General features: G+C 39.0%; 21 protein-coding genes. 9 read left to right on the plus strand and 12 right to left on the minus strand.

What is annotated here, in order from left to right; genetic code table 11:
• Positions 1–277: 277 nt before the first annotated feature.
• The gene (locus Q4489_RS11305) at positions 278–826 is read left to right on the plus strand and encodes a gamma carbonic anhydrase family protein (protein WP_303480371.1); all 549 of its coding nucleotides are present in this window, start codon (positions 278–280) and stop codon (positions 824–826) included.
• On the opposite strand, the gene Q4489_RS11310 is transcribed toward Q4489_RS11305, so the two are convergent.
• Together Q4489_RS11310 and aroE are read right to left on the minus strand one after the other, a co-directional pair.
• On the minus strand, positions 823–1,056 hold the full coding sequence (locus tag Q4489_RS11310) for a hypothetical protein (protein ID WP_303480375.1): 234 nt from the start codon (positions 1,054–1,056) through the stop codon (positions 823–825). The two genes, Q4489_RS11305 and Q4489_RS11310, sit on opposite strands and share 4 nt — an antisense overlap.
• Positions 1,057–1,059: 3 nt before the next feature.
• Positions 1,060–1,878 carry a shikimate dehydrogenase gene (gene aroE / locus Q4489_RS11315; protein ID WP_303480378.1) on the minus strand — a complete coding sequence of 273 codons (819 nt, stop codon included), beginning with the start codon at positions 1,876–1,878 and terminating at the stop codon, positions 1,060–1,062.
• A 23-nt stretch (positions 1,879–1,901) separates the two neighbouring features.
• Between aroE and Q4489_RS11320 the strand changes: the two genes are divergently transcribed.
• Entirely contained in the window at positions 1,902–2,333 is a 432-nt protein-coding gene (locus Q4489_RS11320; RefSeq protein ID WP_303480381.1) for a group II truncated hemoglobin, read from the plus strand.
• Positions 2,334–2,380: 47 nt separating this feature from the next.
• On the opposite strand, the gene Q4489_RS11325 is transcribed toward Q4489_RS11320, so the two are convergent.
• The gene (locus Q4489_RS11325; RefSeq protein WP_303480383.1) at positions 2,381–3,082 is read right to left on the minus strand and encodes an OmpW family protein; all 702 of its coding nucleotides are present in this window, start codon (positions 3,080–3,082) and stop codon (positions 2,381–2,383) included.
• A 232-nt stretch (positions 3,083–3,314) separates the two neighbouring features.
• On the opposite strand from Q4489_RS11325, the gene Q4489_RS11330 reads away from it, so the two are divergent.
• Positions 3,315–4,304, plus strand: coding sequence for a sensor domain-containing diguanylate cyclase (locus Q4489_RS11330; RefSeq protein ID WP_303480387.1), 990 nt, complete (start codon positions 3,315–3,317; stop codon positions 4,302–4,304).
• 33 nt (positions 4,305–4,337) lie between these two features.
• On the opposite strand, the gene Q4489_RS11335 is transcribed toward Q4489_RS11330, so the two are convergent.
• From Q4489_RS11335 to Q4489_RS11345, 3 genes are read right to left on the minus strand one after another with little or no spacing between them, the layout of a single operon-like run.
• The gene (locus tag Q4489_RS11335) at positions 4,338–4,709 is read right to left on the minus strand and encodes a diacylglycerol kinase (RefSeq protein WP_303480390.1); all 372 of its coding nucleotides are present in this window, start codon (positions 4,707–4,709) and stop codon (positions 4,338–4,340) included.
• Between the two features lie 4 nt (positions 4,710–4,713).
• Entirely contained in the window at positions 4,714–5,625 is a 912-nt protein-coding gene (gene hemF, locus Q4489_RS11340; protein ID WP_303480393.1) for an oxygen-dependent coproporphyrinogen oxidase, read from the minus strand.
• Positions 5,622–6,167 (minus strand): L-threonylcarbamoyladenylate synthase, encoded by a 546-nt coding sequence (locus Q4489_RS11345; RefSeq protein WP_303480396.1) that lies wholly within the window; start codon positions 6,165–6,167, stop codon positions 5,622–5,624. The genes hemF and Q4489_RS11345 overlap by 4 nt, the downstream gene beginning before the upstream one ends.
• Positions 6,168–6,445: 278 nt before the next feature.
• Between Q4489_RS11345 and purE the strand changes: the two genes are divergently transcribed.
• Both purE and Q4489_RS11355 read left to right on the plus strand, forming a co-directional pair.
• The gene (gene purE / locus Q4489_RS11350) at positions 6,446–6,928 is read left to right on the plus strand and encodes a 5-(carboxyamino)imidazole ribonucleotide mutase (RefSeq protein ID WP_303480399.1); all 483 of its coding nucleotides are present in this window, start codon (positions 6,446–6,448) and stop codon (positions 6,926–6,928) included.
• A gap of 11 nt (positions 6,929–6,939) precedes the next feature.
• Positions 6,940–8,097 carry a 5-(carboxyamino)imidazole ribonucleotide synthase gene (locus tag Q4489_RS11355; RefSeq protein WP_303480401.1) on the plus strand — a complete coding sequence of 386 codons (1,158 nt, stop codon included), beginning with the start codon at positions 6,940–6,942 and terminating at the stop codon, positions 8,095–8,097.
• A 45-nt stretch (positions 8,098–8,142) separates the two neighbouring features.
• On the opposite strand, the gene Q4489_RS11360 is transcribed toward Q4489_RS11355, so the two are convergent.
• The 6 genes from Q4489_RS11360 to Q4489_RS11385 form a co-directional block, all read right to left on the minus strand.
• Positions 8,143–8,697, minus strand: a complete 555-nt coding sequence (locus Q4489_RS11360) for a type I DNA topoisomerase (RefSeq protein ID WP_303480402.1) — start codon at positions 8,695–8,697, stop codon at positions 8,143–8,145.
• 140 nt (positions 8,698–8,837) lie between these two features.
• Positions 8,838–9,101 (minus strand): hypothetical protein, encoded by a 264-nt coding sequence (locus tag Q4489_RS11365; RefSeq protein ID WP_303480404.1) that lies wholly within the window; start codon positions 9,099–9,101, stop codon positions 8,838–8,840.
• Positions 9,102–9,191: 90 nt separating this feature from the next.
• A complete protein-coding gene (gene arfB, locus Q4489_RS11370; protein ID WP_303480407.1) occupies positions 9,192–9,605 on the minus strand; it encodes an alternative ribosome rescue aminoacyl-tRNA hydrolase ArfB in 414 nt (137 codons plus the stop codon).
• A gap of 192 nt (positions 9,606–9,797) precedes the next feature.
• Positions 9,798–10,271 carry a DUF494 family protein gene (locus Q4489_RS11375; protein WP_074496280.1) on the minus strand — a complete coding sequence of 158 codons (474 nt, stop codon included), beginning with the start codon at positions 10,269–10,271 and terminating at the stop codon, positions 9,798–9,800.
• Between the two features lie 12 nt (positions 10,272–10,283).
• On the minus strand, positions 10,284–11,417 hold the full coding sequence (gene dprA / locus Q4489_RS11380; protein ID WP_303480415.1) for a DNA-processing protein DprA: 1,134 nt from the start codon (positions 11,415–11,417) through the stop codon (positions 10,284–10,286).
• Between the two features lie 37 nt (positions 11,418–11,454).
• The gene (locus Q4489_RS11385; RefSeq protein ID WP_303480417.1) at positions 11,455–12,537 is read right to left on the minus strand and encodes a LysM peptidoglycan-binding domain-containing protein; all 1,083 of its coding nucleotides are present in this window, start codon (positions 12,535–12,537) and stop codon (positions 11,455–11,457) included.
• A 116-nt stretch (positions 12,538–12,653) separates the two neighbouring features.
• On the opposite strand from Q4489_RS11385, the gene def reads away from it, so the two are divergent.
• Genes def through trkA form a run of 4 tightly spaced genes read left to right on the plus strand, consistent with a single transcriptional unit; the run spans position 12,654 to position 16,855 of the window.
• Positions 12,654–13,166, plus strand: coding sequence for a peptide deformylase (def, locus tag Q4489_RS11390; RefSeq protein ID WP_074496277.1), 513 nt, complete (start codon positions 12,654–12,656; stop codon positions 13,164–13,166).
• A 20-nt stretch (positions 13,167–13,186) separates the two neighbouring features.
• On the plus strand, positions 13,187–14,167 hold the full coding sequence (fmt, locus tag Q4489_RS11395) for a methionyl-tRNA formyltransferase (protein ID WP_303480420.1): 981 nt from the start codon (positions 13,187–13,189) through the stop codon (positions 14,165–14,167).
• The gene (gene rsmB, locus Q4489_RS11400; protein ID WP_303480422.1) at positions 14,164–15,456 is read left to right on the plus strand and encodes a 16S rRNA (cytosine(967)-C(5))-methyltransferase RsmB; all 1,293 of its coding nucleotides are present in this window, start codon (positions 14,164–14,166) and stop codon (positions 15,454–15,456) included. The genes fmt and rsmB overlap by 4 nt, the downstream gene beginning before the upstream one ends.
• Positions 15,457–15,475: 19 nt before the next feature.
• On the plus strand, positions 15,476–16,855 hold the full coding sequence (gene trkA / locus Q4489_RS11405; protein ID WP_303480425.1) for a Trk system potassium transporter TrkA: 1,380 nt from the start codon (positions 15,476–15,478) through the stop codon (positions 16,853–16,855).
• Positions 16,856–16,857 lie beyond the last annotated feature (2 nt).

Raw genomic sequence — 16,857 nt, forward strand, 5'->3', positions numbered from 1 at the left:
ACAGCTTCTTGGCTTGTCCCCGAGAAGTGGATGCGCATTTTAGGGATTTATATCGCCCCGTCAACAACTATTTTCAATTAATTGTTTGTTTGCTTTGTTTTTGTACAAACCGCATGTTTATTGGTATAAAGTAACCATAAATAGGCAAAACATTAATCAATCGTGAATAATTACATAGGTTATTAAAAAATAGCTTTTTTATTTTATCTATTAGCGTTTTTTCTTATTTCGACGTACCCTTTTACTATATTAATGGTAAAAATGTTGAGAGAACTCTATGTCTACAAATCCTCTTAAAAGTTATAAAGGTATAATTCCAGTTGTTGGTGCTAATAGTTATATTGATGAGAGCGCGGTATTAATTGGTGATATTACCATGGGAAATGACGTTAGTGTCTGGCCGTTAGTTGCTGCCAGAGGCGATGTTAATAAAATAACCATTGGCGATAGAACTAATGTTCAAGATGGTAGCGTGTTACATGTAACACGATCGTCTAAGTCGAATCCAGACGGTTACCCCTTAGTTATCGGCGATGATGTTACTATTGGTCATAAGTGTATGTTACATGGTTGTACCGTCGGTGACCGAGTATTAGTCGGCATGGGCAGCATTATTTTAGACGGCGCGATAATCGAAAACGATGTGTTTATCGGTGCTGGAACTGTAGTACCGCCAAACAAAACGTTGCGCAGCGGTTATTTATATGTAGGCAACCCAATGAAAGAAGCTCGCCCTTTGAAGGAAGCCGAACTTAACTTCTTAAAAGAGTCAGCGCTTAATTACATTGTCACCAAAGATGAATATATAGAAGAGACTACTCGTTAAAGATCGTAGATATGAATTTCGCTGAGCTCTGGTTCGTTTTGTTCTAACCATAGTTCAGTGATTTCTTCTAAATCATATTTAGTACAACGATCAATACTGGCTAAATGCTTTAAGTTAGCAGAATGAAAATAAATCGTAATCAACTCACCTGCTCTTAATCCAGTCATGCTCCACGCATTTTTTTCTTGGTTAAAACATAAGTCATCGTTAAATAAAATGGCTTGATTCATCGTTTATATTAGTTCCGTTCGTAAATTAGCTAACACACTTTTCGTTTCTGGCATAACCTGTCGCCAAATCTCAAAAGCAACCGCTGCTTGCCCAACTAACATTCCTAATCCATCAACCGCCTTTGCACTATTATTCTCAAGCGCCCACTGACAAAATATTGTTGGTTCACTTTGATATGTCATGTCATAGGCTAATGTACTATGGGTAAATACTTGTGTCGGCACAGATGGCAATTCATTAAATAAACTCGCAGATGTTGAATTAATGACAACATCAAACCCTGCTTCTAGAGCTAATGACTCTTGCGAGATCGCCTCTATATTGCCATATGACTTAAAGCGTTCAGCTAATAGTTTTGCTTTAGCATCCGTTCTATTAACAATCATCAATTTTTCTGGAGCGCAATCTAATAACGGTTTAATCACGCCACGAGAAGCACCACCAGCTCCAATTAATAAAATGCGACCTTGTAAGTTTGCATTATTGGCTTTTAAATCTTCGACTAACCCTGGGCCGTCGGTATTATCTCCAAGAATAGTACCGTCTTCATTAAAAGTTAATGTGTTAACCGCACCAGCAAGTTGGGCACCTTGCGACAACGTAGTAGCCAATTTATAAGCTTGCTCTTTATAGGGAGCAGTAACATTACACCCCTTTGCACCGCTAGCAATAAAATGTTTAACTGCAGCACAAAAGTCATCTTGTTCTGGTTTTATTGCGCTATAATGCAACGCCTGCCCTGATTGTTCAGCAAATTGTTGATGTATGAATGGCGATTTAGATTGACTAATTGGGTTACCAAAAACGGCGTATTTGTCCATAAAACTTTCAGAAGGTTATCACTTTGTTAGGCATTAAAAAGCTTTTATCACAAACAAACAAGTCTAAAATGTTATCTCCTAGTAATACTCCTTATATGCTTATTGGTGAAGCTAAAGGCACAAAGGCATTAGCCAATGCATTTTATGATGAAATGGAGAGTAATATTCACTTGCAAGAATTGCTCGCTATTCATAAACAGCCATTAGACGATATTAGAGAAAAATTTTCCCAATATTTATCAGGTTGGTTAGGTGGTCCACCATTATATGAGACTAAATATGGACATCCACGCCTACGTCAGCGCCATATGCACGTAGCTGTAACGAAAAAACAAGCTGAACTGTGGATGTTGTGCATGAATAATGCAATGGAAAAAACCATTGAAAATGACGCACTAAAAAAACATTTACACCAAGCATTCAAACAACTTGCCCTACATATGGTCAATCAATAAACAAGTCACCTGATTGAAAGTGACTTGTTCAATAATTAATTGATTCGCTAAAACTTGTAGCCAATTAATAATGAAAATACGGTTGGATCAATTTCAACATTGGCAGAGCCTTTAATATCATTGCCAATTTTAAAGGTAGCTTCTGTATCGATATCAATATAACGAACAGACGCATTGATATGCCAATTGCTATCTAACTGATAATCTGCGCCAACTTGGATTGCGTAGCCAAAAGAACCATCTAATGCTAAATCATTAAAACCAAGTGATTTAGGCGTCTTTTTAAAGTCTTCATCAAAGAAGACGGTATAGTTTAAACCCGCACCAACATATGGTTTAAAAGCAGTGTCGGTATCAAAATAATAGACGGCGCTAATTGTGGGTGGTAAATGTGTTGTTTCACCTAAAGTCGCGCCATCAACATTAACATCAAAGATACCTAGCGAGATACCTTGTGGATCATGAATGGTGATGTCGTGTGTGAATGGTGTGGCAGCAAGTACTTCAATAGCCCAATTATTGTCATAAAAATAGACAACATTTAACCCGAGCTGCGAATTATCATCGACTAATACTGATAAAGGTGTATTACCCCCTAAGGCACTAACATAAACACCTGCCTTGTCGCTATTTGGGTTAACATTGGTTACACCACCACGTACAATTAAGTCACCAGCTTGATAACTTTGCGCAATCGCGCCAACAGATAAACTGGATAAAACCGTTAATGTTATTAAACTTTTTTTCATTTACGTATCTCCTAAAATAATTGCCGGCATCATATGATTTCCTCAGCAACAAAAAATTGATTTAACGCAACTTTTTTAGGGTTTATCGAGGGAATAATTAAAACAAGCTAATATACTGATCTAAATCAATATTATTGCTTATTTGTTATGAGGTATTGCACAAACATCCACACGTTTAAAAATCAACCAGAAATACCTGTGTTATATTTAATAAAAAAACATGGGGTTGCATATGCTAAAAAATCGCCCAATTCAAGAACAAGTGTTAATTGTACTGTCATTAGCGATTGCGGCTATTCTTGCGCCTTTTGGAGTCTATCGCCTGATACATGCTGACTGGGTAATAGGCATCTTTGATATAAGCGTTACACTTTTTCTAATTTTACTAAGCATCAATGTATATGAAAAGCGCCACATCGATGTAGCAAAAAAAGCATTAAGTATTTTTGTTTTTAGTGCCGTATTAATTACAGTTTACCTAAAAGGAAAGCCACAAGCGGTTTGGCTTTACCCTGCTATCCCCCTTATTTTTTATCTAACAACGCCATTAATCGCAGCAAGAGTCACAATCATCTCTATTGCTGTGATGGCATTCTTGATGCACGAAATAATGTCATTATTTGAGCTTATGACCATGATTTTTACGTATTTGGGAACAGGCATATGCTCTTTCGCATTTGGCTATCAATGGCACAAACACCAACAAGAGCTGATATCGTTAACTGTTACCGACCCATTGACAAAAATAAAAAACCGTCGTGCTTTTAATGACGATTTAGAAACATTATCGATAACAACAAAGCATTGTGAAGAACATGTATTGCTCATATTTGATATTGATAACTTTAAACACATTAATGATATTTATGGTCACGATATTGGAGATAATGTGTTAATTACCATCACAGAAATTGCTCAATCGATATTACCGGAAAACACGGAACTTTATCGTATTGGTGGCGAAGAATTTATCATCATGTTCCATAATATTACCCAACAGTCGGCAGAACAGTTCGCTCATTTATTACGACACAAAATAGAGTCAGCTGAAATGTTAGAGAATCAGCAAGTTACCATTTCAATTGGCGTAGCTGGGTATCAAGAATCAGGCTATTGTACCAGTAAGTGGTTCAAACGGGCAGATAAAGCATTATATTGTGCAAAAGAAAACGGTCGAAACTGTGTATCATTTGCTAGCTCACCGAAACCTAAACTGCTTTAATGATGCAAAAGTACAAATAGGTAATATAGAACATTAAAATAGCGTGTAAATTTTATAACCCCACACCAATATAAAGTAACAAATAGCGACAAAAACAGCAGCAGAACCTAAATCTTTGGCTAAGCCACTTAATTCATGATGTTCTAGGCTAATGCGATCAATGGCAGCTTCTACAGCTGAATTCAACAACTCAGCGATCATAATACCCATAATTGCTGACATTAATAACGCAAACTCAATGAAATTATCAGCAATATATAAAGCCACAGGAAATAATAACAGGAATAAGTATACTTCTTGCCGAAACGCAATCTCATTATTATAAGCAGCTTTTAATCCAACAAAGCTATTTTTTATCGCAGGGCCAAAGCGCTCGAAATGACCATATTTAAGTTTTTCTGTCATGCTTTTACTCAGTTAACCACTCTCTAGGCGTTAGAAATTGAGAAAGCTCTGCTTCATCACTATCTTCAATTGGTTGATAATTATACTCCCACCTAGCAAGTGGCGGCATTGACATTAAAATAGATTCAGTACGCCCACCCGACTGCAGACCAAACAAGGTACCGCGATCAAACACTAAATTGAATTCCACATAGCGACCACGTCTATATAATTGAAACTGACGATGTTCATCTTGAAAAGGAGTGTTTTTACGCTTTTCCATAATTGGAATATAAGCATCAGTAAAACCATTTCCCACAGCTTTTACATAAGAAAAACATTGTTCAAATGACCACTGATTTAAATCATCAAAAAATAGCCCCCCAACACCACGGGTTTCATTTCTATGTTTAAGGTAAAAATAATCGTCACACCATGCTTTGTGTTCTTGATAAACGTTTTCACCAAAAGGCGCACACAAATCGTGTGCGGTTTGATGCCAATGTTTAATATCGTCCAAAAATGGATAAAACGGCGTTAAATCGAATCCACCACCAAACCACCATACTGGCTCTTCACCTGCTTTTTCAGCAATAAAAAACCTAACGTTTGCATGCGATGTAGGAATAAAAGGGTTCTTCGGGTGAATGACCAATGAAACACCGCATGCTTGCCAAGTTCTACCTGCAAGTTCAGGACGATGAGCCGTGGCAGAAGGAGGTAACTTGTTGCCTGACACTAACGAAAAATTCACCCCACCTTGTTCAATGACGGCCCCGTCTGTTAATACGCGAGTACGGCCACCGCCGCCTTCTTCTCGTAGCCATGCATCTTCAACAAATTTACCCTGACCATCTGCTTTTTCTAGTTGGATACAGATATCATCTTGTAATTGCTTAAAAAACGAGATAACTGTTTCAATATTAATTTGTTTCATGAACGAAAAGTTTCTCCTGTCAGTGCATCAATAATCGTTGACGGCTTATCAAACCCTAAAGTGTCACCTTTAATAATATAATCTACGCTACTCGCTAAAGTACACTCAACCTCTTGCCAAGTTAACGCTGGAGATTGCCCCGACAGGTTTGCGCTTGTTGAAACCACAGGTTTACCTGTTTGCCGACAAAGTGCAACAACATCTGGCTGGCTAGTTACCCTAACCGCAAGGCTAGTAAACTTCCCCGTTAAATATTTTGGCGTCGAAGGTCTTGCTGGCAACACTTGTGTGACACCATCCGGCCAACGTGAAAGTACAGTAAAACGCTTATCTTGAGGAATGGCATTATCATCAATATACGGCAATAATTGAGAGTAGTTCCCAGCCAATAAAATTAATCCTTTCTCAACAGGTCGATTTTTAATCTGTAATATCCGTTCTACCGCTGATTGATTGTCTGGATCACAACCTAAACCAAATACTGCTTCTGTTGGGTAAGCAATTACACCACCTTGTTGAAAGGTTTCTACTGCCGTTGTCATTCTGTTGTTACACACTCAAAAAAGTTGATAGCGGCGATTATAGGTGTTTTAAAAAGATTTTTCATTGCTGTTTTATTGTTTAAAAAAGAAAGTGATTTAACCATCAATGATAAATTAAACAATATTACATTTTTGTCACCGAAACGTTCAATGACGCTTTTTGGTGGCCAAACGGGGAAAATTTCCGTATTTTTGTAAACACAGGTATAATGCGCGGCTTATTTTTAGTCGCGGTAGATGCCGTAATTTCAGCAACCATCAAATCAAGGTGATATATCATGAAAGTGGGTATTATCATGGGGTCAAAATCAGATTGGCCTACAATGCAACATGCAGCAGAAATGTTAGATTCATTAAATGTTCCTTATGAAACAAAAGTCGTTTCTGCGCATAGAACCCCTCACTTACTCGCAGAATATGCTGAAAATGCAAAAGATCGTGGCATTAAGGTAATTATTGCAGGTGCTGGTGGTGCTGCACATTTACCGGGTATGACCGCAGCATATACTCCATTACCTGTTTTAGGTGTACCTGTACAATCAAAAGCATTAAGTGGCCAAGACTCGTTACTTTCTATCGTGCAAATGCCAAAAGGTATCGCGGTAGGTACACTGGCTATCGGTACAGCTGGTGCAGCAAATGCCGGATTATTGGCTGCACAAATTCTCGCAACACATGATAGTGATATCATGGCGAATATTGAAAAATTCAGAACAGAACAAACTGATACTATATTAAGTAATCCTAACCCTGCGGAATAGAAAATAAGCTAATGAAAAAAGTTTTGGTATTAGGCGCTGGCCAACTTGCACGCATGATGGATCTTGCAGGCTCACCGTTAAACATGGATGTAAAAGCATTTGATGTTCGTACCAATAAGGTTGTGCACCCACTAGCACCTGAACTTATTTACGGAGACTTAACTGATGGCATTAACAATGCCGATGTTATCACTGCTGAGTTTGAACATGTAGCACACGATACGCTTGCGCAATGTGAAGCCTCTGGAAAATTATTGCCGAGTAGTCAAGCGATTAAAATAGGTGGCGATCGCCGTTTAGAAAAAGCCTTATTAGAAAACTGTCAGGTAGCAAACGCAAAACATGTGATCATTGATAGTAAAGCTGATTTTGACAAAGCAATTGCCGCTTTAAACTTACCAATTATCTTTAAAAGCGCACTGGAAGGCTACGATGGCAAAGGTCAGTGGCGTTTAAAGTCTGCAGAGCAAGCCGAACAAATTTGGCAAGAAATGTATGACTTTATTGCACAAAGCCAAGCTTCCGTTCCACAAGGCATTGTTGCAGAGCAAATGGTACCTTTTGAACGTGAATTATCATTAGTGGGTGCGCGTAGCACTACCGGTGAAATTGCCGTTTACCCTTTGACCGAAAATCATCACACAAACGGCATTTTAAGCGTATCTTTAGCTGCCCCTGTTTGTCAGTCTTTACAGACTCAAGCACATAAAGTTTTCACCAAACTCACTGAGAAATTAGATTACGTTGGTATTTTAGCGATTGAGTTCTTTCAAGTTGGCGAACAGTTATTAGTGAATGAAATTGCCCCGCGTGTTCACAACTCAGGCCACTGGACACAACAAGGTACCGATACTTGTCAATTTGAAAATCATTTACGTGCAATTTGTGGCTTACCATTAGGTAATACCGAATTGAATCGCCCAACAGCTATGATTAATATCATTGGTGAAGATAGTGTTCCAACCGACGTATTAGCCACTCCAAGTGTTACCATGCACTGGTACGAAAAAGAAAAACGCGCCGGCCGTAAAATGGGACATATAAATATCAGCGGCAATACCCAAGCAGAACTTGCTCAGCGTCTCAATGCTGTTGCTCAGCTATTAGATCCAAAAGCATTTCCTGAAGTTGCGCATTTTGCTGCACAATATCAAGAAAATCAAAACTGATACGTTATCCGATTATTTATGGAAGCGAGCATTTAGCTCGCTTTTTTATGGCTGAAATTTACTGCACTTTTTCTGGGCACATTGAAGCTTTTCACCGGCAGCCATTTGGCGCTTCAATAATAAAGGAAAGCCACAGGTTATACATTGACCTTCCATGGGTTCATGATTAACGGCAAATTTACACTTAGGGTAGCTGTCACAGGCATAAAAGGTTTTTCCAAACCGGCTTTGGCGCTCAACAAGCTGACCTGACTTACAAGATGGACATTTCACTGACGTGCCTGAGGCTTGTTCTTCTTGCTCAATATGGTGACACTCTGGAAAATTACTACACCCAATAAACATACCATAACGACCTTGTTTCACGGCAAGTTCATGGCCACACTCAGGGCATTCACTTCCCGGTAATGTCTGTGCTTCCATTTTCTCTTGTTCATGTACAGGTCTTGTATATTCACAGCTAGGATAAGAAGAACAACCAAAAAAAGCACCCGCTTTACTCTTTTTTATCACAAGTTCACTGCCACATTCTGGGCAGATTTCATACTCTTTTTCCAAGGCATGTTCGTGGTGGGTAAATAGCGAGTCGTCGTTTGACATGATTCTCCGATAATCTAAAATTTAAATCGCTCAATTATCTCGCGATACGAGTGTAGAGTAAACGTTTTAAAGCTTTGAATACAAGGATAGGTTACTTGTAGATCAGAAATAAAACGTTCGCGCCGTAAAGAACATTTCTGCTAATAATTTTCGCGTCGATTTTCTTTTTCAAAATCAGTTTGAGTTTCGTAGGTTGAAGGTTGACATACCGAAGTAACTGTAGGAGATTCAACTTCTTCATTATTCGAATGAATCACCATAGAGTGTGTGACTTCCATTTCACCGTTGCACTGTTGTTGGGCACTGTAAGCATCTTCATAGCTTTTAGTCTCTTGCGGCGTAGCACAGCTGCTTACTAACTGTATCGCCGACAATATAATAACCGTACTGATTAATCTTTTCATATTTACTCCATAACTACTAAGCTTTCATGTTAACAACTTACTTTCAACTAGAACATCTATTTTATTTATTCATATTTTTATCCAAAGCAATTATAAATTTACTTTTCCGCGCAATGATTTGGTGGCTCCTTTTTTAGTTTTACTGTCCATTCTTTTCCGTTGTGAACTTTTTGTTGGCTTAGTGGGCCGACGCTTTTTTTGCACAACCATTGCAGAAAGTATCAACTCCTTCAGTCGCTCTAATGCTTCTTGCTTGTTCATGTCTTGTGTTCTATGCGACTGAGACTTAATAATAACCACACCATCAGAAGTTATGCGGCTATCAGAAAGCTTCAATAAGCGCTCTTTATAAACGTTAGGCAATGAAGATCTTTTAATATCGAACCGTAAATGAATTGCGGTAGCAACCTTATTTACTCGTTGCCCTCCACTGCCTTGAGAACGAATAGCATTAAGCTCGATTTCCCATTCAGCAAGGGTTACGTTGTTTGAAATTTCTAACATATATCACTCTATTACAAAAAGGCATTCAACCAATGACATTGTTTCACGCCTTTACAAATTCAGTAAGGAGTCTTGATGGTTCAATTTGCATTGTTTAAAGAAAATAAGAAAAGTAAATTCAGCAAAATGCTATAATTAAGCACTTTGCTAAAAAAGCTGGTAAATCTAACTTATTAAAGCGAAACGCCAAGCCTAATGCAACGGCCCTTCTTGTTCGTCAAAGATAAGATCTTCCATTTGTGAATAAGCACTTTCTTTACCGGGTACATTAAACAGCACCATTAAAATCACCCATTTAAGATCATCAAGGGCAAAATATTTCGTGTCTAATTCCATTACCCGATCAACCACCATTTCACGAGTAGTAAAGTCTAATACATTGACTTGTTCAAGGAACATTAAAAAGCCTCGACACTCTTTATCAAGTAACTGCTTTTCTTCTTCAGTATAGATACGAAATGACGGCTTAGCATCACGTTTAAAATACGGATAGGCATCCGTGTCTTGCAATGCCGCTAATTTTTCCAACCAAGTAAGTGCTTTATAAATTTCATCTTGGTGGAAGCCCGCGCGGGTTAATTCATCAGTGAGTATATCGTGATCTACCATCACTTCGGCATCACTGTGAATATAGTTTTCAAAAAGATACATCAAGATATCAAACATAACCAGCCCCTATTAAATTTTAAGGTAGCCACCTGGCACCGCAGTTACCAGACCTCCTAGCTCGAGCATCATCAATCGGGTTAGTACTACATCTGTGGGTAGTTTACTCCGAGAAACCACTATATCTACGGGTGTAATTTCATATCCCACACTAGCTAACAATGGATCGTTAGACAAGCCCTGTTGACAACTTTTTTTTGTTCGCTTTTCTTTCGTGTTGCTTTTCAATAAGTTTAGTTCATTTTTTTCAAAAAAAGGAAGTTCATCTACTATATCGGCAGCACACTCTACTAACTTAGCGCCTTGTTTTATTAACCAATGACAGCCTGCACTTTGTGGATTGATAACACTACCTGGTAACGCAAACACATCTCGGTTTTGTTCTAAGGCACACCGTGCGGTTACCAATGAGCCACTTTGCTTAGTCGCTTCAATGACAACAACACCCAAGGCTAAACCACTTATGATACGATTTCGTTTGGGAAAGTGCCCCGGCTTAGGGGTAACGCCCGGTAAAAACTCACTCACGATAGTCCCACCAGCATCTAGTATTTTACTCGCAAGGGTTTTATGCCTAGACGGATACGTAATATCGATACCTGTCGCTATCACAGCAACGGTCGGACGAGATAATTTAACAGCTGCTAAATGTGCTTTTGCATCAACTCCTAGCGCTAAACCACTGGTGATTGTAAGCCCAACGCAAGATAACTGCTTTGCAAACAATTGAGCATGTTCTACACCATAGATACTCGCATTCCTACTGCCAACAACCGCTATTTGATTGCTCGTTAAAACTGACTTATTGCCTTTAACAAACAATACGAGCGGGGGATCAAATATTTGTTTTAGTAATTCAGGGTACAGCGGATGTCCGTAATAAAGAATATCTGATTGAGCAGCAATGGTAGCTTGTATAATTTGGTCGATTTTTTGCCAATCAGGACGAACAATTGCACTATATTGTTTTTCAGAAAGATTAAGTACTTTCCGTGTAGGTGGATCCGAAAAAAGCTGCTTAATTGAAAAACGTTCAACTAAAGCCAGCTTTTTATCAATCGCTAATCTTGGTACAAACTTCAATGCTAGCCAAAAACGAGCTTCTTCACAGCCTGTGCTTGAGGCCAATATGTTGTGCTCTTCCATGTTGCACAAATGCTTCCTTGATAATTAAGTAATATGCTTATGGTGCTATTACACTATCTAGCAATCTCACCGGTTTTTCAGAACGTAATATTAATGCCATACTCAGCTGATCAAAGACCTTAAACACCATTACTTTACCGATAGTTTCTTCCGGCATGTTATAATCTGAGCTAGCTGTCATCCGATGTAACTTAGAGGCGTCATTAACATATATAGGTCCGTCATTAGTTTCCACAATTTCAGGGCCTTTGCGAGAAATCGATAAAATGTCACCTGGCATTACATTCTGCTGACTACCTTGATCAATGTAGATAACATCAAATTTTCCGAATTCTCGCATTTCATTCGAGGATTTAACAATCATGCCTTTTACTGAAGATGCAACAGATTGCATGGTAAAAAATGCCGGCATAAGTTGCTCACGACTGATAACTTTCACTAAATCGCCCGAGCGTATTTCTTTCAATGCACTATCTATATACACGGTAGCGGGTTGATTTTTTGACGCATCACCTGCACGGACTACCTTACCTGATCCAACAATTTTAGCGTGATAACCTAATATATCGCCAGTTTCTGGTGAAGTTACCGGCTCACTTTTGTTATAAATAACAATGGAACGTCCCACGGGTAGTGCCTGGCTCACATATAATTTAAAACCATCACTGGAGAGTTTATAACCTTCCTCGCTACCAAGTACATAGGGACCATTTTCAACATCGTCTACTGATAATATTGAATTGTAATTAATGTAAGGGGCTATGGTTTTAAGTGAAATGGTTTCTATCGGATGTTGGTCTTTTAATGATGTTCTTATTTTTGGCGACCACTTTAATCTTGGCTTTCCTTTCACTAGCATCGGCATCCCTTGATCATCATAAACAAGGTTTAATTGATCGCCTGGGTAAATTAAGTGGGGATTTTGAATGTCAGGGTTTACTCGCCAAAGTTTTGGCCATAGCCAAGGGTCTTTAAGAAACTTTGCGGAAATATCCCAAAGGGTATCCCCCTTAATCACTACATATGATTTAGGTGCATCTGCCAGCAATCTAAGCTCATCTGCATGTAAACTTAAAGACAAAAAACAGAAAATTAGTGTTAATAATGACCTTTTTATCATACTAAAGCACCTATTCTTATTGTTATTAACTCAAAGCACTCGAATTAATGTAATTTAATGGTTAAAATTGAAACATAACACTCTATGACTAATTTCGCGAATTCTTTTATAAAATTATGGCTGTATTAAACGTACTAACTTTCCCAGATGAAAGACTCAGAACAAAAGCTGAACCCGTTGTTGAAGTAAACGACGAAATAAGACAAATTGTCGATGACATGTTTGAAACCATGTATGCAGAAAATGGCGTTGGCTTAGCCGCGACGCAAGTTGATATTCATAAACGCATTGTCGTTATTGATGTGTCAGAAGACAAAGAACAATCGTATGTCTTAATTAACCCTGAAATCATTAAGAAAAATGATGAAACAATGGTTAATGAAGAAGGCTGTTTATCAGTGCCAACCTGTTATGCCAAAGTAGATCGACACACTCAAGTAACCGTACGTGCCCTTGATAGAGACGGAAATACATTTGAACTTGACGGTGAAGAACTATTAGCTATTTGTATTCAGCATGAACTCGATCACTTAAACGGTGTATTGTTTGTCGATTATTTATCACCTTTAAAGCGCAAGCGTATTCAAACGAAGTTAGAAAAAGAAGCTCGTTTGGCCGCTCGTCAATAACTTAGAAATATTTCATTTATATGTCATCACCATTAAACATCATTTTTGCCGGTACACCGGATTTTGCAGCCAAGCATCTACAGGCGCTAATAGATTCTCCGCATAACGTTGTAGCCGTGTATTGTCCGCCAGATAAACCCGCAGGTAGAGGCAAAAAACTCACTGCATGTGCGACAAAAATACTAGCACAAGAAAACAACTTAACCGTTGAACAACCGATTAACTTTAAGCATCAGGCTGACCAAGAAATACTTGCACGCTATCAAGCAGATATTATGGTTGTAGTGGCATACGGCTTATTACTACCTAAGGTGATTTTATCAACCCCGCGACTTGGTTGTGTGAATGTACATGGCTCAATTTTACCTAAATGGCGTGGTGCAGCTCCAATACAAAGAGCTGTAGAAAATGGTGACCCAAAAACAGGTGTTACCATCATGCAAATGAACGAAGGGCTAGATACTGGCGACATTCTACACATTGCTACCTGTGATATTAGTGCGAATGACACAAGTAGTAGTATTTACGGAAAGTTGGCTGAATTAGGTCCGAAAGCATTAATTAATACGCTTGACAATTTAGCCAATAATACGCAACAAGCGACACCTCAAGATGACAATATAGCGACTTACGCAGCCAAACTCGATAAAACAGAAGCCGAGCTCAACTGGCAATTAAGCGCCAAGGAATTAGATCGTAAAATTCGTGCGTATAACCCCTGGCCAGTAGCACAATTTACCTTTAACGAAGCGGCTGATAAACAGCACCGTATTCGCATCTGGCAGGCCGATGTTGTTACGTGCAAAGCAGCCACACCAGGAACGATTATTGACGCTGATAAAAACGGTATTTTAATTGCCACGGGTGAACATGGATTACTCTTAAAAAGTATTCAACTACCTGGGAAAAAAGCTATGCCAGTTTCTGACATATTAAACGCTCGCTCGGCGTGGTTTACTATTGGAAAATCGATCACTGGTATCTTGGAACAACATTCATGAATAAAAATGTTCGCGCTTTAGCAGCTAAATGTTGTTTTTCTGTTGTCGATAAAGGTAGAAGCCTTGGCGATGAACTACCGGCTTTACAAGAAAAGGTCGATGGTAAAGACAAAGCACTATTGCAAGAAATCTGTTACGGGGTTTTACGTTACCTACCTGAGTTAGAGCATTACACACGCCAATTGATTGCTAAGCCTTTAACAGGTAAACAGCGCGTTGCACACTTTTTAATTCTGGTTGGTATTTATCAATTAAAATACATGCGCATTCCTGACCACGCTGCGGTTGCAGAAACAGTAAACGGCGCTAAACCGTTAAAACAATTTCATTTGAAAAATTTAATTAACGGTGTGCTTCGTAACTTTCAGCGACAGTCTTCACCTGTGTTGAATAATGCACCTGATGCGATTACTTTTAATCACCCAAGTTGGTTCATTAAAAAAATACAAGCTGGCTACCCTGAACAGTGGCAACAAATTTTACATGCAAACATGGAAAAGCCCCCCATGTGGCTTCGTATCAATCAGCAAAAACAGACTGTTGAAAATTACCTTGCACGATTATCCGATCTAGACATCACAGTGCAACATGTTGATAAATATTCAGACGCTGTTTGTCTAAGCTCTCCCGTTGATGTAAATAAATTACCTGGCTTTTTTGACGGCGATGTTTCAATACAAGATGGTGCAGCACAACAAGCCGCGGTATTACTATCAGCACAAGAGCAAGATAATATTCTTGATTGTTGTGCCGCACCTGGCGGTAAAACATGTCATATTTTAGAGATTTCCCCAAAACCTATTGATGTAACGGCGATAGATATTGACCAAGTGAGATTAGATCGCGTTACAGAAAACCTGACTCGTTTATCCCTAAAGGCCAAAACATTGGCCGGTGATGCCAGCAAATCAGATTGGTGGGACGGAAAATTATTTGACCGTATTTTACTGGATGTACCTTGTTCTGGTACCGGCGTTATTCGCCGCCACCCTGATATAAAATGGCTTCGTAAAGCGGCAGATATTGATAAGTTAACCATATTACAGCAACAAATATTAAAAAATGTATGGTCTTTGCTAAAACCCGGTGGTACTTTGCTTTATGCAACATGCAGTATTCTTCCTGAAGAAAATAGAGAACAAATACAAACCTTTATTGACACTAACGAAGATGCGCAATTACAGCCAATTGAGCAAACTACTCAAGATATTGGCTGGCAAATTTTACCGAATGAGCAAGCGATGGATGGGTTTTACTACGCCAAGCTTAAGAAAAATAACAACACCTAACGGTTTTGGTTAATAGCATATGAAAATTGTCATCATTGGAGCAGGTCAAGTTGGCGGAACACTCGCCGAGAATTTAGTGGGCGAACGTAATGACATTACGTTAATTGATACCAACGCTGACATTTTACGCGATTTACAAGATCGCATGGATTTGCGAGTGGTAACTGGCCACGGCTCTCATCCCGATGTATTAAAACAGGCTGGTGCAGAAGACGCAGAGTTAGTCATTGCCGTTACCAGTGACGACGCTACCAATATGATCGCCTGTCAAATTTGCTATTCACTGTTTAACACAGCAACCAAAATTGCGCGTATACGTTCAGCAAAAATATTACGTTATCAAGATCAACTGTTTCAACAAGAAAATATTCCTGTTGATCATGTTATCGCTCCTGAGCAACTTGTTACCAGAGATATTGCGCGCCTTATCGACTACCCTGGCGCGTTGCAAGTATTAGAGTTTGCTCGTGGTAAAGTCAGCTTAGTTGCGGTAAAAGCCTATTATGGTGGCTTACTGGTTGGCCATGCCCTTTCAACCTTACGTGAGCACATTCCTAATATTGAAACTCGAGTAGCAGCCATATACCGAAACGGACGCCCTATTCGTCCGTTAGGTACCACTGTCATAGAAGCTGACGATGAAGTATTTTTTATTGCTGCATCTAAACACATTAGAGCGGTAATGAATGAACTGCAAAAGCTCGAGCCAGCATACAAACGTATTATGATTGCAGGCGGAGGTAATATTGGCGCAGGCTTAGCACGTTTATTAGAGAAAAATCATCAAGTAAAACTTATTGAACACTCCCCTAAGCGTGCTGAATATTTAGCATCGGAACTTGACGGAACATTAGTGTTTTCAGGAGATTCATCTGATCAGGAATTACTTGTTGAAGAACATATTGACCAGTTCGATGTCTTTATTGCCGTGACCAATGATGATGAAGCAAACATTATGTCGTCACTTTTAGCAAAGCGTTTAGGTGTACGTAAAGCCATGGTGTTGATCCAACGCAGCGCTTATATAGATTTAGTGCATGGTAGCAATATTGATATTGCCGTTTCTCCACAACATGCAACTATCTCTGCTTTATTAACTCACGTTCGTAAAGGAAGTATCGACAACGTATATAGTTTGCGTGGTGGTGCCGCTGAAGCCATTGAAATAGTGGCAAAAGGCAACGAAAGATCATCGAAAGTTGTTGGTCGTACGATTGCGCAATTAAAGTTACCCCCCGGCACTACTATAGGTGCAGTAGTAAGAGAAGATGAAGTTATTATTGCCCACTCTGACACCCTGATTGAAGCTGAAGATCATGTTATTTTATTTTTAGTAAATAAAAAATATATTTCAGATGTCGAAAAGCTCTTTTACGTTGATCCGCTACAATTTTTTTAATA

It is taken from the genome of Thalassotalea sp. 1_MG-2023, assembly GCF_030546745.1.
GTDB lineage: Bacteria > Pseudomonadota > Gammaproteobacteria > Enterobacterales > Alteromonadaceae > Thalassotalea_C.